The organism is Sporosarcina sp. 6E9 (assembly GCF_017921835.1).
Classification (GTDB): Bacteria; Bacillota; Bacilli; order Bacillales_A; family Planococcaceae; genus Sporosarcina.
Genome location: NZ_JAGEMN010000003.1, coordinates 36115 through 50606, shown reverse-complemented (window position 1 = coordinate 50606; position 14492 = coordinate 36115). Strand labels below are relative to the sequence as shown.

The 14492-nt window shown below is 41.8% G+C and carries 17 protein-coding genes; 15 read left to right on the top strand and 2 right to left on the bottom strand.

From position 1 onward, the window contains the following. Position 1: 1 nt before the first annotated feature. The 6 genes from J4G36_RS13275 (at position 2) to J4G36_RS13250 (ending at position 5407) form a co-directional block, all read left to right on the top strand. Positions 2-340, top strand: coding sequence for a Na(+)/H(+) antiporter subunit C (locus tag J4G36_RS13275; RefSeq protein WP_210470884.1), 339 nt, complete (start codon positions 2-4; stop codon positions 338-340). Next, positions 333-1817: a Na+/H+ antiporter subunit D gene (locus tag J4G36_RS13270; RefSeq protein WP_210470883.1), complete on the top strand. Its 1485-nt coding sequence runs from the start codon at positions 333-335 to the stop codon at positions 1815-1817. Before J4G36_RS13275 ends, J4G36_RS13270 begins: the two co-directional genes overlap by 8 nt. A 22-nt stretch (positions 1818-1839) precedes the next feature. Continuing rightward, positions 1840-2322: a Na+/H+ antiporter subunit E gene (locus J4G36_RS13265; protein WP_210470882.1), complete on the top strand. Its 483-nt coding sequence runs from the start codon at positions 1840-1842 to the stop codon at positions 2320-2322. Beyond that, positions 2322-2606: a Na(+)/H(+) antiporter subunit F1 gene (locus J4G36_RS13260; protein ID WP_210470881.1), complete on the top strand. Its 285-nt coding sequence runs from the start codon at positions 2322-2324 to the stop codon at positions 2604-2606. Before J4G36_RS13265 ends, J4G36_RS13260 begins: the two co-directional genes overlap by 1 nt. Beyond that, a complete protein-coding gene (locus tag J4G36_RS13255; protein ID WP_210470880.1) occupies positions 2584-2943 on the top strand; it encodes a Na+/H+ antiporter subunit G in 360 nt (119 codons plus the stop codon). Before J4G36_RS13260 ends, J4G36_RS13255 begins: the two co-directional genes overlap by 23 nt. 115 nt (positions 2944-3058) lie before the next feature. Next, positions 3059-5407, top strand: a complete 2349-nt coding sequence (locus J4G36_RS13250; protein WP_210471091.1) for a penicillin acylase family protein — start codon at positions 3059-3061, stop codon at positions 5405-5407. Positions 5408-5474: 67 nt separating this feature from the next. On the opposite strand, the gene J4G36_RS13245 is transcribed toward J4G36_RS13250, so the two are convergent. Beyond that, entirely contained in the window at positions 5475-5894 is a 420-nt protein-coding gene (locus J4G36_RS13245; protein WP_210470879.1) for a universal stress protein, read from the bottom strand. 222 nt (positions 5895-6116) lie between these two features. Between J4G36_RS13245 and J4G36_RS13240 the strand changes: the two genes are divergently transcribed. The 3 genes from J4G36_RS13240 to J4G36_RS13230 are packed head-to-tail and all read left to right on the top strand — an operon-like array spanning position 6117 to position 9723. Next, the gene (locus J4G36_RS13240; RefSeq protein WP_210471090.1) at positions 6117-6485 is read left to right on the top strand and encodes an ArsR/SmtB family transcription factor; all 369 of its coding nucleotides are present in this window, start codon (positions 6117-6119) and stop codon (positions 6483-6485) included. Then, entirely contained in the window at positions 6466-8580 is a 2115-nt protein-coding gene (locus J4G36_RS13235) for a heavy metal translocating P-type ATPase (RefSeq protein WP_305792227.1), read from the top strand. Before J4G36_RS13240 ends, J4G36_RS13235 begins: the two co-directional genes overlap by 20 nt. Before the next feature lie 24 nt (positions 8581-8604). Continuing rightward, positions 8605-9723 (top strand): GNAT family N-acetyltransferase, encoded by a 1119-nt coding sequence (locus J4G36_RS13230; RefSeq protein WP_210470877.1) that lies wholly within the window; start codon positions 8605-8607, stop codon positions 9721-9723. Between the two features lie 89 nt (positions 9724-9812). Here J4G36_RS13230 and J4G36_RS13225 read toward each other — a convergent pair whose 3' ends face one another. Next, positions 9813-9974 carry a lmo0937 family membrane protein gene (locus J4G36_RS13225; protein ID WP_483315904.1) on the bottom strand — a complete coding sequence of 54 codons (162 nt, stop codon included), beginning with the start codon at positions 9972-9974 and terminating at the stop codon, positions 9813-9815. Positions 9975-10089: 115 nt separating this feature from the next. Between J4G36_RS13225 and mntR the strand changes: the two genes are divergently transcribed. The 6 genes from mntR (at position 10090) to J4G36_RS13195 (ending at position 14479) form a co-directional block, all read left to right on the top strand. Continuing rightward, a complete protein-coding gene (mntR, locus tag J4G36_RS13220; RefSeq protein ID WP_210470875.1) occupies positions 10090-10497 on the top strand; it encodes a transcriptional regulator MntR in 408 nt (135 codons plus the stop codon). A gap of 17 nt (positions 10498-10514) precedes the next feature. Next, positions 10515-11375, top strand: coding sequence for a CvfB family protein (locus tag J4G36_RS13215; protein WP_210470874.1), 861 nt, complete (start codon positions 10515-10517; stop codon positions 11373-11375). Positions 11376-11438: 63 nt separating this feature from the next. Next, a complete protein-coding gene (locus J4G36_RS13210; protein ID WP_210470873.1) occupies positions 11439-12326 on the top strand; it encodes a DUF1002 domain-containing protein in 888 nt (295 codons plus the stop codon). A 273-nt stretch (positions 12327-12599) separates the two neighbouring features. Further along, the gene (locus J4G36_RS13205) at positions 12600-13565 is read left to right on the top strand and encodes a ring-cleaving dioxygenase (RefSeq protein ID WP_210470872.1); all 966 of its coding nucleotides are present in this window, start codon (positions 12600-12602) and stop codon (positions 13563-13565) included. Between the two features lie 22 nt (positions 13566-13587). Beyond that, on the top strand, positions 13588-13869 hold the full coding sequence (locus J4G36_RS13200) for a GNAT family N-acetyltransferase (protein ID WP_210470871.1): 282 nt from the start codon (positions 13588-13590) through the stop codon (positions 13867-13869). 136 nt (positions 13870-14005) lie between these two features. Continuing rightward, a complete protein-coding gene (locus J4G36_RS13195) occupies positions 14006-14479 on the top strand; it encodes a DUF4064 domain-containing protein (RefSeq protein ID WP_210470870.1) in 474 nt (157 codons plus the stop codon). Positions 14480-14492: the final 13 nt, after the last annotated feature.

Below are 14492 nucleotides of genomic sequence, written 5' to 3'. Positions count from 1 at the left end.
AGTGGAAACGTTAATAACGATCCTAGTTGGAATACTCGTGACCGTAGCTGTCTACTTGCTACTGTCCCGAAGTTTGATACGAATTATAATAGGAACTGCCGTGTTATCCCATGCGGTCCATCTTTTATTAATGGTGATGGGCGGATTGAAAAAAGGAAGCGCACCGCTATTAGGTGAAAATGCGACGAGTTATACGGATCCGCTTCCGCAAGCGCTCATTTTGACAGCGATTGTCATCAGTTTCGCGGTGACCGCATTTTTGCTGGTGCTTGGATACCGAACGTATCAAGAAACCGGTTTGGACGATTCCAAGGAACTGCGAGGGTTTACAGATGAATAATATCGTAGTTCTTCCAATGGTTATTCCTTTGTTAGTGGGTATTATCCTGATTTTTCTACGATCCTATGTAAAAGTTCAGCGTGTGTTAAGTCTTATCGCTGTTATCGCAACAGGGATTGTCAGTATATATATTTTGAATGTCATTCAGTCGGAAGGCATTTTGCGCCTCGATTTCGGTGGTTGGTTGCCTCCGTATGGAATTTTGTTCGTCGCGGATTCTTTTTCTGTTCTGTTAGTTTTGACGACAGCGATTGTATCGACGATTATTTTGCTTTATGCGTTTTCCACAATTGGCGCGGTGCGTGAAAATATGTACTTTTACTCATTCGTGTTGTTTTTAATAGCCGGCGTGAACGGTTCTTTCTTAACGGGCGATCTTTTCAACTTGTTTGTCTGTTTTGAGGTTATGCTATTGGCTTCATATGTGCTGATCACCCTCGGGGGACGTAAAGTTCAACTCGTCGAATCGATTAAATATGTCGTGATAAATATCTTATCATCTTGGTTTTTCCTGCTAGGTATTGCTTATTTATATGGCTCTGTGGGAACGCTCAATATGGCGCATTTGTCTGAACGGATTGCTGAAGTGGGGCAAGGGCCTCTATTGACAACCATTAGTCTAATCTTTTTGGTCGTCTTTAGTTTGAAATCGGGCCTTCTTCTTTATTTTTGGTTGCCGGGTTCATATAGTGTTCCTCCAACAGCGATTGCTGCGCTATTTGGCGCACTCCTGACAAAGGTAGGCATTTATGCAATGTTCCGGACGTTCACGCTTATTTTTTACCATGAACCATCGATTACACATACACTGATTGGTATCATGGCGGCGATTACGATGATAGGCGGAAGTATCGGCGCGATTGCCTATAAAGATGTTCGTCAAATCGTGACTTATAATGTTGTCATTACAATTGGTTTTATTTTGGTTGGATTAGCAGTTTCTACTGAAGTAGCGATAATGGGTTCAATCTATTACCTCGTTCACGATATGATTATAAAAGCTTTATTGTTTTTACTTGCCGGAACGATGATTTATTTGACAGGAACTTCGCGCATTGAAGATATGAGCGGTTTAATCCGAAATTATCCAGTGTTGGGTTGGTTGTTTTTCCTAACGACCTTATCGCTTGCTGGCATTCCGCCTCTCAGTGGGTTTATCGGAAAGTTATATGTGGGTCAAGGCGCTGTGGAAGCGGGATCTTATACGCTTTTGGCAATCGCATTTCTTTCGAGCATGTTCGTCCTGTATTCACTTCTACAAATATTCATGAATGCCTTTTGGGGTGAAACCATTATTAGTGAGGACGAGGAAACGCCTTTAAAGAATAGATTGTTAGTACCGTGTATCATTTTGGGTGTTGCGACGATTGCACTCGGAATCGGCGCAGAAAGCATTGCTGGATATGTAAGCGATGCAGCAAAAACATTGATGAATCCTCAGATTTACATAGACGCGGTCATGAATGGAAATCGGTAATGGAAAGTGAGGTGGACGAGTCATGCTAGCCCAGTTGTTATTAAATATCGTGATTGCATTTCTATGGATGCTACTAATCGACGAAGATAAATTCATCTTGGAGACCTTTTTCGCAGGATTTCTCGTTGGAATCGGCGTTATCTTTCTCATGCACCGCTTTTTCGGTACACGATTTTATTTGCGACGAGTCTTCGCTACATTTAAGTTGCTCTTGATTTTCAATTCGGAACTAATTCAATCGAGCGTGCTCGTTTTGAAACAAATCTTAAGTCCAAGATTGAAAATCCAACCCGGCATATTCAGACATGAAACAGTGTTGCGCAGTGACCTTGAGATTACGATGATTTCACTATTGCTCACTTTGACACCGGGCTCTGTCGTCATGGAGGTTTCCCCAGAGGGCAATGTTCTTTACGTCCATGCGATGGATGTGGAAAATGAGCGTGGAGCGATTTTGAGTCAATTGAAAAACTTTGAGAAAGCAATCATGGAGGTGACCCGCTAATGATACAAATGATGATCACAATTGCGCTTATTTTGTTTGCAATCGCCATCGGAATGGCTGTTCTGCGTATTATTCTCGGGCCATCGATGCCAGATCGTGTGTTAGCGCTCGATGTCATCGGCGTGAATTTAATCGCTTCAATTGCTGTCATTTCCGTCTTGATGAATACGAAAGCTTTTCTAGAAGTAATTCTAATTTTAGGGATTTTATCATTCATCGGAACAATTGCCTATTCGAAGTTTATCGAAAGGGGTGTTGTCGTTGAACGTAAGCGAGATCGGTGAATTTGTAGGTGCGTTGTTTATATTGATGGGTGGAATTATGAGTGTCATTAGCGTCTTCGGATTGCTACGTTTACCGGATGTTTACACAAGATCCCATGCGGCGACGAAAAGTTCGACACTAGCTGTGTTGTTGACATTATTAGGTGCTTTTATTTACTTTTGGTCAACGTCTCACTTTATCAGTGTCCGTTTACTGTTAGGAATCGTGTTTGTCTTTTTGACAGCGCCTGTAGCGGGTCATTTACTGGTTCGGGCAGCATATCGGTCAAATGTGAAGTTGGCGGATATTTCCGGTACAGATGACTTGCATGATGTTTTGCATAAAGAAGAAAAGTAGAACTAGGTCGAGTTGACCTCAGTTCTACTTTTTTGGATTAAAGGGTAATCAGAAAAATACTAGAATAGTAATAGATAAAAGAAGGGGGGATTATGTGGAGAATGAAAGAAGTCGCATGCGTTTATGGGTAAAGCTTGTTCTGTGGGTGTTTGGTGTGATCGCGGTCATTGCTGTTTCTGCACTTATTTTTGTGAACGTTTATATCGGCAAGTCCAAACCCGTTATTGAAGGTGAGGTGATGGCGGCGTTTTTAGATGACGATGTAACAGTCGTTAGGGATGAAAACGGCGTGCCTCATATAACAGCGAAGTCAGATGCAGATCTTTACCGTGCACAAGGGTATGTTCAAGCTCAAGACCGGTTATTTCAGATGGATCTGGCACGCAGGCAAGCGAGCGGCAGATTATCAGAAGTGGTTGGGGAAGCGGCTATCGGAACAGATAAGCACTACCGTACATTCAGTTTAAGGGTTGCTGCGGAAGCTTCCTATGAAGGGTATGGCGCGGAAGCTAAACAAGTACTGAATTGGTATGCGGAAGGCGTTAACGCTTTTATCGACGAAAGCAAGTTGTCCTATGAGTTCAAAATCTTGGGGTACACGCCAGAGCCGTGGACAGCGGTCGATTCATTGACCATCGGAAAGTATATGGCCTATGACCTCGGAGGCAACTGGGACACGCTGGCAGTACGACACTGGGCGCTCAATCAATTCCCTGAAGAAAAAGCAAAGGAATTATTCATCGAATATCCGGACAATGCGCCGTCAATCATCGAAGCGAATCTCGCAAATCCAGTTCAAGTTGCAGGACAGTTTAATACCGATTTACTGCCGCATGAGTTTAATGGGAGCAATAATTGGGTCGTATCTGGGGATAAAACCGAAAGCGGCATGCCGTTGCTAGCGGATGACCCGCATCTTGGACTCGATACGCCGTCCATTTGGTATCAAATGCATTTGCAATCCCCAAAGCAAAATGTCGGCGGGGTCATATTCGCAGGTGTTCCCGGAATCATTCTCGGACATAACGAAAATGTGGCATGGGGTGTGACGAATGTTGGGCCAGATGTACAGGACTTATATATTGAAAAACCAAACCCTAAAAATCCTACGCAGTTTTTGTACGACGGGAAATGGGAACAAGCCGAGGTGCGGGACGAAACAATTAAAGTGAAAGACGCAGAAGATGTCCCATTCGAAGTCATCGTCACAAGACACGGTCCGATTATGTCGGAGATTCTTTACGACAAAGAAGAACCAGGTGCTTTATTTTCGATGCATTGGACCGCGCTTGAACCGACAAAAGAACTTGAAGCTGTACTTAAAATGAATAAATCAACGGACTGGGAAAGTTTTGAGAAAGCGCTAGAAGATTTTCACGCCCCCGCACAAAACTTTGTGTTCGCGGCTAAAGATGGAACGATTGCTTATAAAGCAAATGGCCGTATTCCAATTCGTAAAATAGGGGAAGGACAATTACCGGTTCCTGGGGATTCATCGGATTATGGATGGACAGGCTATATACCGTATGATGAATTGCCGAGCGTCGTTAATCCGCCTGAGGGATTCATAGCGACAGCGAATAATGAAGTCGTTGACGATTCTTATCCGTATCATATTACAAAATACTGGGCGCAACCGTATCGCTATGAACGAATTGCACAAGTACTAGAAAGTGGAAACAATTTTACACCCGACGACATGATGGAGTTGCAGATGGACCAGAAAAACTTATATGCGGCGGAATTTTTGAATCAGATGATCAAGTCGCTAGAAGCGAAAGATGTAGAAGGCAAATACGATGACGTTGTGAAGGTATTGCGTGATTGGGATCAAGTTGATGCCGTGGATGCATCGGCTCCGCTCATATTTCATAAATGGATCAAACAACTACCAATCACCATGTTGAAAAAAGATATGCCTGATGATGTATACAAAATGCTACCCGGTAAAGGCCATATTACAGACCAAATGCTTCGTGATAGCTACGCGGGCAAACCTGGTATCTGGGTGAACACTTACGGTGGTGTTGATAACTGGGTTTATAATTCATTTGAACAATCCATCGCCGAAATTAATGAGTCGTTTGGAGACAATGTGTCAAAATGGAAGTGGGGAGATTTTCATCAATTATCATTTCCTCATGCACTCTCTGGAGCATCACCGATCTTTGAGCATTTCTTAAATCCGAAGAAACAACCAATTGGCGGTTCGAATGTTACCGTTCAAGCTGCGGCATTTAAAACAGATGGAACTGTTGATCACGGCGCGCCTTGGCGGTTTGTTGCAGATCTATCCGATTTATCGACATCGTATCAAATTGTCGGACCCGGACAAAGTGGGCATATGAAGTCAAAGTGGTTCCATAGCCAAGTCGACAACTGGCTGAACGGTGTTTACCACGAAACAGTTCTCGATGGTGATGTGGAAAATGGTTATACCTTAACGTTAAAGGCAGGGGATTAACTGATAAAATCTTCCTTCATGAACAAAAAGAGCCCAATTCATAAGCGAATTGGGCTCCGTTTTTATATTATTTAACAATTAGGACCGGTGCATTAACTCGTTTGGCTACTTTTTGACTCACGCTACCGATTACCATTTCTTGAAATGAATTTAAACCGCGGCTACCGATGACAACAAGATCAAATCCGCCGCGATTGGCGAAACTGACAATTGTCGAACCCGGTTCTCCTTGCTTCACGATTAACTCGTGACTTACGCGCGGCTGTTCAAAGACACCTTTAATCGGAGCAATTCGTTTTCGTCTTTCACTATCAATCGTAGCTGTTCTTGCTTTTTGTTTAGCGTCGGATGGTATTTTTTCAAAATCTTGGACGTATAAAATTTCGACATGCGTCTCTTTTCCCAAGGTTGCTAGTTTAGCGGCATGTTGCGCTGCTCGTTTGGAGTTTTCTGAACCATCGACTGCAACTAGAATTCGTTTATACATTAAATACACTTCCTTCACTTATTATAAAAGATAGCGATATATAAAAGTCTACATGATAATCGGTCGATGGTCACTTACAACGCCCTACAGCATTACGCTAAAATACTGTGAAAACCCTTCAGAAATATATATTCAAACATTCGTTTGATAATCCTTGCAACATCAAAAAAACTTGCATATACTAATCTATAATCAAACGACCATTTGAATGAGGTGAAAATGATGACGATTAAAGATATATGCGAAGTGAAAAGTGTACATGAAGATGTTGTTCAGCGCGTTCAAGGGATGCTTCCGAACCTAAACGGCATGGTGCAAATTTTCAAAGCGCTTGCGGACGATACAAGACTAAAAATCGCTTATTCCCTGACCTTGGAAGAAGAAATGTGCGTGTGTGATGTAGCTGCAGTTATCAATTCTTCAGATGCAACTGCTTCTCATCATTTACGTTATTTACGTGACCATTCCCTGGCGAAATCACAGCGAAAAGGAAGAATGGTTTATTATTCATTAGCCGATAATCACATACATCAACTTGTTAAAATCGCTTATGACCACGCAACGGAAGGTGATGACATTGTCAACAACTGAGAAAAAAGAGTATCGGCTTGAAAATTTGACCTGTGCAAGTTGTGCTATGAAATTCGAGAATAACGTAAAAAATCTCCCATCAGTTGACGAAGCGAATGTAAACTTCGGTGCTTCAAAATTATCGATTGTAGGAAATACCACGATTGAAGAACTGGAAGAAGCGGGCGCTTTTGACGGTATAAAAGTCAAATCCGCCACTGAACGAAAACTTGAACCAATCATTCCTTTTTATAAACGTAAAGAAAATATTATTTCAGCTTTATCTTTATTTTTCTTAGCTATTGGTTTTGTGCTATCAATGAATCATTCCGAAAAGTATCTCCCTGCGATTTTATTTTTTGCTATTTCAATCGCTGTTGGCGGAGCAGGCATGTTCAAAATCGGCATTCAAAATCTATTTCGCTTAGATTTTGATATGAAAACACTCATGACAATCGCGATTATCGGTGCAACCATCATCGGTGAGTGGCGAGAAGGTGCCATTATCGTATTCCTTTTCGCGGTGAGCGAGGCATTAGAAGCCTATTCCATGAATAAAGCGAGACAGTCCATACGGCTTCTGATGGATATTGCACCACCTACGGCAACTGTAAAAAGAGGCGGTCATTTTGTTGAATTGGCGACTGAAGATATCCGAATCGGCGATGTACTCATCGTGAAACCGGGCGAAAAAATCGCGATGGATGGTAGAGTGCTATCGGGTTCATCGACCATCAACCAAGCTGCCATTACAGGTGAATCAATGCCTGTATTGAAAGAAAAAGACGATGATGTTTTCGCGGGAACATTAAATGAAGAAGGCGCTTTGGAAATAGACGTGACGAAATTGGTTGGCGATACAACCATCGCAAAAATTATTCATTTAGTCGAAGAAGCACAAGCTGAAAAAGCACCCTCTCAAAAGTTTGTCGATCGCTTTGCAAAATACTATACGCCGGCTATTATGATATTAGCGCTCCTTGTGGCAATTGTACCGCCTTTATTAGGCGCGGACTGGAATCTGTGGATTTACCAAGGCCTTGCTGTACTTGTCGTAGGCTGTCCTTGTGCGCTCGTGATTTCAACCCCCGTCGCGATTGTCACAGCGATTGGGAATGCCGCGCGCCAAGGTGTTTTAATTAAAGGCGGCGTGCATCTTGAGGAAACAGGACATTTGAACGTGATTGCATTTGATAAAACTGGGACATTAACAAAGGGATATCCTGAAGTGGTTGATTTCATCCCGAATGCAGGTGTCGAAAAAGAACAACTTCTGAGTGAGATTGCCGCTGTTGAGTCGCTATCCCAACATCCGCTTGCAAAGGCAATCGTCAATTACGCGCTTAAACAAGAGGTAAAAACAATTGAATCCGTTGAATTTCAATCGGTCACCGGAAAAGGCGCATTTGCTATTGTCGGTGAGCGTCCCGTTTACGTCGGCAGTATCGATTGGATTCGAGAGATTTCTTCTGTTCCATCCGAAGCGTTACAAAAAATCACTACCCTTCAGCGCGAAGGAAAATCAGTGATGGCGATTGCCACCGGAACGGAATACAGCGGCTTAATCGCAGTAGCTGATACCATTCGTGAAGAGAGTCAATCAATTCTTCAAAAGTTAAAGGAAATTGGCATTCGTCATACGGTCATGTTGACTGGCGACCACAAAGCAACAGCTGATGCCATTGCAGAAAGACTAGGCATGACAGATGTTCGTGCGGGACTCATGCCTGAAGACAAACTAACTGCCATCAAGCAATTGGAAGAGGAGTACGGTCGCGTTGGCATGGTCGGAGACGGTATTAATGACGCGCCTGCATTAGCGGCATCTTCAATCGGTATCGCAATGGGTGGGGCAGGAACTGACGCTGCATTGGAAACAGCAGACATCGCATTGATGGCCGACGATCTAGAAAAATTGCCCTACACGATAACATTAAGCCGAAAAACATTGCGAATCATAAAAGAAAACATTATGTTTGCATTAGGCCTAAAATTAATAGCCCTGTTACTAATCATTCCAGGATGGCTCACATTGTGGATTGCAATTTTCGCGGATATGGGCGCGACAATCCTAGTTGTCCTGAATTCACTACGATTAATACGCATAAATAGATAGTTCGAAAATGGGGGACGGATGTCGATGCATTTACAAGAATGGACGATGGAAGAGCAAGAGCAGCTGATTCATTTTATGACGACAAATACATGGCCTTACCACGGCCATTCTCATCAAGGTCGTGATATCATTGAAAAAGCGATTGAAGAAGGCGGGTACGAATCCGATGAAGTCAAAACATTTTGGGTGGAAAATGAAGACGACGAAAAAGTAGGCATCGTGAAAATTTACGATTTACAAGATGAAATTCCACTCTTCGATCTACGGATTGCAGATCAGTCGCGGGGTTTTGGCTACGGTCCGCGAGCACTTCGTCTGGTTGCAAAATATGTTTTTAATTTGAAAGAGCGGAAAATTAGACTCGAGGGCCATACGAGACAAGATAATCTTGCCATGCGGAAAACATTCGAACGTGCCGGCTTTGTTAAAGAGGCGCATTTACGAAACGCTTGGTTTTCCCCGAAGGAAAATTCGTATTATGATGCAGTGACGTACGGCATTACACGGGAAGACTTCGATGAAGGTACGACAACGCCTGTTGTGTGGGAAGATGGGGATAAAGCTGGGATAGATACCTCGCTATCGTCTTCTCAAATACCCAACTTTCCGGAAGCATTTGAATCCGAACGACTTATTATTCGTGCGCCGAAAATTGAAGACGGGCTCGATGTCTGGAATTCTGTTCAGCAATCGATGAATTCACTTCGTTTGTGGATGCCATGGGCAACGCCTGAACTTAAATTGCATGAAACCGAAGAAAGCTTGAGACAATCTATTGCCGATTTTATAACGCGCAAAGATCTTCGGCTTCATCTTTATTTAAAAGAAACGGGAGAGTTTATCGGTTCATCGGGGCTTCATCGAATTGATTGGCGCATACCAAAGTTTGAAATTGGTTACTGGCTGGATACTAAATTTGAAGGTCAAGGGTATATGACAGAGGCGGTTGAAAGAATTACCAGATTTGCATTCGATGAATTAGGGGCTCGACGCGTTGAAATTCGTTGTGATGAAGAAAATCATAAAAGCCGGTTGTTGGCCGAGCGGGTTGATTTTGAACTGGAAGGTATTTTAAAACAAGATTCTGTGGCAATAGATGGAAATAGTTTACGAAACACATGCATCTATGCGAAAATTGAATAGGACAATTGCGTAAGCGTGGATTATCAAAGTCTGCATAAATGAAAAAGGGATGCTGAGCTTCAACAAATATGAAGTCAACATCCCTTTCGTCATGCGGCTCGTTTGCCGGTTAAAAGTTGTAGGATGAAAATAATTCCTGCAACGACTAGGATAATATGAATTAGCCCTCCGCCGATTTTAAAGATTAGTCCTAATAACCAAAATACGATGAGTGCTACTATAATAAACCAAAGAATTCGACCCACAATCATCACTCCTTTTCTGTTGTACTTTAGATTTACCCCGTTGACAAAATGCTAAACACAGAAAAAATAATAGGAGAGGTATGAAGGGTGTTCGGTGAATACATACTGGAGGCGATCTAAATTGGCTACACCAGGTATGGAAGACTACCTAGAACAAATTTATTTACACATTGAAAGAAATGGTATTGCGCGTGCTTCGGACATAGCGGAATCGCTAGACGTGCTACCATCATCAGTAACGAAAATGGTTCAACGATTAGACAGAGAAGGCTATGTGTATTATGAGCGTTACAAAGGGCTTGAATTAACGGAAAAAGGTCTCGCATTCGGTAAGAAACTAGTGAAACGCCATGATATTCTCGAGGATTTCCTCCGAATAATCGGTGTGAATGAAGAAAATATCTACGGTGATGTTGAAGGAATTGAACATCATTTGAGCTGGAATGCGATTGACCGCATCACCGATTTAGTAGAAACATTGGAACAGGATACGCAATTTGTTAAAAAGTTAACAGATAAGAAACAATAGACAAAGGATGGTTGTATATGGAGCAATTACAGTCGGGAAAGACAGCAGAGTTAGAAATAATCGGTCAAGAAGGTTCGAGATGGGTTCTTCGGGGCGACGAAGATGATATCATGTTAAACGTTTCAGATTCAGAAGAAGGCGTGGAAGTTGGAGACTTCGTGCTTGTATTTTTATATGCGAACCGCCGTGGTGAATTAACAGCTACGATGAAAATGCCCAATATGACAGCAGATACATTCGGGTGGGCAACAGTAATCCGCATCGATGAACGTGAAGGTGTCTATGTAGATATAGGTTCTTCTTTTGAAGTTCTTGTAAATGGCGCTGATATGCCAAGAATTCGTTCGTTGTGGCCAAGACCAGGCGATGAATTGTACATGACACTGCGAATGGATTTAGGCGGCGAGATTTTCGGTAGGCTTGCAACAGAAGAACGAGTGATGGAGCAATACGCGAAAGCAGAACCATCTCTTTTTAACATGAATTTGAAAGCGAGAGCATACCGTTTATTACCGGTAGGTTCATTTATGTTGAGCATTCCTGAAAATTATCGGATCTTTGTTCATAACACGGAGCAAGAAGGCGAGCCGCGTCTTGGACAAGAAGTCGATGTTCGTATAGTTGAAGTACATGATGATGGGACGATGAACGGTTCAATGCTCCCGCGTGTCGAGGAGCGTTTAACAGGTGATGCTGAAATATTATTCGACTATTTACAAAAAGTCGGTGGAAAAATGCCATTTACAGACAAATCTACGCCGGATGAAATTCAAGAGATGTTCCGCATGAGTAAAGGCGCTTTTAAACGAGCACTTGGCCGACTGATGAGGGAACGAAAAGTGACACAAGAAGATGGTTGGACTCAAATATCCGAATAGGTAGGAACCTTTTTTTAGTCGAAACGTACTAATAGGTAGATAGTAGATAAAGGAGGTTTATTTATGAAAAGGATTTTGATGTTTATTGCATCACTAGCTCTAGTCGTTGCATTTGTTCTACCAGATACAACTTATGCAGACAAGGTTATTGACGAAAAGCTAGGCGTGCCAATCGTTGTTTACGGCGCGGATTTATCTGCAGCTGAAAGAGAAAGCGTGGAGGAAAGTCTAGACGTAGCTAATGAAGCGGAAGTTGAAGAGGTAACCGTCGATGGCAATGACCTGACGACTTATATAAAAGATGGCAATAAAAATGCGCGCATGTATTCATCAGCGAAAATCACTAGACGAGATGCTGGAAAAGGACTCGTCATTACAATCGTGACGCAGAATAACATCACGCAAGTAACAGCTGATATGTATGCGAATGCAATGCTGACAGCTGGAATCGAAGATGCAATTGTTGAAGTTGCGTCGCCGAAACCAGTAACAGGCCACTCAGCACTTGTGGGCATTTACAAAGCATATGAAGTTAGCGGAGAAACGCTCGATACAGATCGTACCGATGTCGCCAATGATGAATTGAATTTGGCCACAAAGTTTTCAGAGGGATCAGGGATTGATAAAGATAAGGTTTCGGAACTGTTAACTGAACTTAAAAAACAAATTTCGGAACAAAACCCTGCAACAAAAGAAGATGTAGAGCGAATTGTCAATGAGCAACTTAAAAAATTGAACATTGAATTAAGTGAAGCCGATCGTCAACTTCTTATCGATTTAATGGATAAGATTCGTAGTCTAGATATCGATTTCAGCAAATTATCCTCCCAACTTGAGGATATGAGCAAAACAATCAAAGAAAAAATCGGTGAAATTGATCCTGGATTTTGGGATAAAGTAAAAGAGTTCTTTTCGAAACTAGTTGATTCAGTTAAAACTTGGTTTGAATAATATGATTTTCCAAACAAGCCTTATTTCCAGGCTTGTTTTTTTATTTTCAATTTAGAAAAACAAAAATAAACCCAAACGACTAAAGATTCTACTCAAACGACTAAAGTAACCAAGCAAACGACCATAGCCGCCATTAAATTGTTTGTCCCAGCCCCAAAAAGGTAATCATAAACTATAGAGTCCATTAGCAAAACAAACTTATTGTGAACTAACGTTTACCATGATAAACTTAAGTTATCTTGAATTCGAGACATGTTAAGGAGGAAATTAATTATGAAACTTGCAGGCATCCATCATGTGTCAGCCATAACCGCTGACGCAGAAAAAAACCACGACTTTTTTACGCTTATTCTAGGTATGAGACTTGTCAAAAAAACGGTTAATCAGGACTCAACGTCTTCGTACCATCTGTTTTATGCAGATGCAGAGGGGACGCCAGGCACGGATATGACTTATTTTGATATTCCAAATGCCGGAAGGACCTATCCTGGTGTTTCGAGTATTAGTAATACCGGATTTCGTGTCATGTCCATAGAAGCGTTAGATTTTTGGAAACAAAGATTTGAAAAATATCAAATCCAACACGATGAAGTCAGAGAAAGATTTGGTCGTAAAACATTATCATTTATAGATCATGAAGGTTCACGGCTCATGCTCGTCGTCGATAATGGAGAAGGTGTTGCGTATGGCACGCCATGGGTGAAAGAAGATATTCCAGAAGCATTTTCGATTGTTGGACTTGGACCCGTGTCGTTAACCGTGCGAGAGCCGGAATCGACTGCCAGAGTTCTTGTTGAAGTACTCAATTTCACAGAAATAGGTTCTTATCCGTCAACAGTGAACGGTATGCCTGAGATTCGAGTATTTTCAACTGGGGAAGGCGGTCCTGCATCGGAAATACACCTGGAAACTAGAACGGATTTACCCGTGGAAAGACCGGGGCGCGGCAGTGTGCACCACGTTGCATTCCGTGTGAAAACAATGGAGGAATACGAAGAGTGGGAAAACCATTTACGAAAAAATGGTTTTATGACGAGCGGCTTAGTCGATCGTTATTATTTCAAATCGATTTATTTCAGAGAGCCGAATGGGATTCTTTACGAACTGGCGACCGATGAACCAGGGTTTACAAGTGACGAACCCATTGATAAACTAGGAGAAACGTTGGCATTACCACCATTTTTAGAGCCGCGCAGGGCGGAAATTGAAGCTTCCTTACGCCCGATTAATACGAACTGAGAATAGAAAGGGGTTTTATCGCATGGAATTTGAATTAGTAGAATTAGATGGAGACGCATATGCATTTCGCAATACACAAGAAGGTAAAGTGATCGCTGAAATATCATGGACAATGTTGAGTGACGTCATGGTTATAGATCATACTTTTGTATCACCCGAATTGCGCGGACAAGGCGTTGCAAAAAAACTACTCGACCGTGCGGCAGAATATGCACGAGAGAAAAATTTCCAGATGGAACCGATTTGTTCGTATGTCGTCACAGCTTTCGAGCGCTATGACGATTACAATGATTTAAAAGTCTAAACAAAGGCAATCCGTCATAAAACGGATTGCCTTTCTTTCTTATAAGTAAACTATCCGCACGAAAATGATAAAAGATGAAACTATTTAATAGTAGATTCGTATAGATTAAAGAACTAGAATAATAGGAGGTTTTATAATGAAGCGTACGGCGGAGAAAGTATTATCGATTATTAGTGCAGTGTTTACATTGCTAGGTATCATTGGATTTTTTGTTTTTGCAGCATTTATTAATGTAGCACTATCAGATGGATCACTTAGAAGTGAGATGGAAGCGCAATTATTAGAAGCAGATCCGACTATAGGTACGGAAGATGTTGCGATAATGATAGACATGATCAAAACGTTTGCGGACTTTAGCTGGCTTTTTGTAATCGTATTAGTGATTAGCTTTATCGCTACGATTGTGGGAATCATATTCATTTGGAATAATAAAAATCCAAAACTAGCAGGTACCATGTTCATACTTGCAGGATTGTTTACATTTGTTTTATCGCCAACATCTATCCTACTATATATAGCTGGGATCTTATGTTTTACAAGAAAAGCGCCACTTACTGATGAGACAACATTTGTTGAAAATCAATATGATGATACATTACGCCCGTTATAACAGATAAAATTAA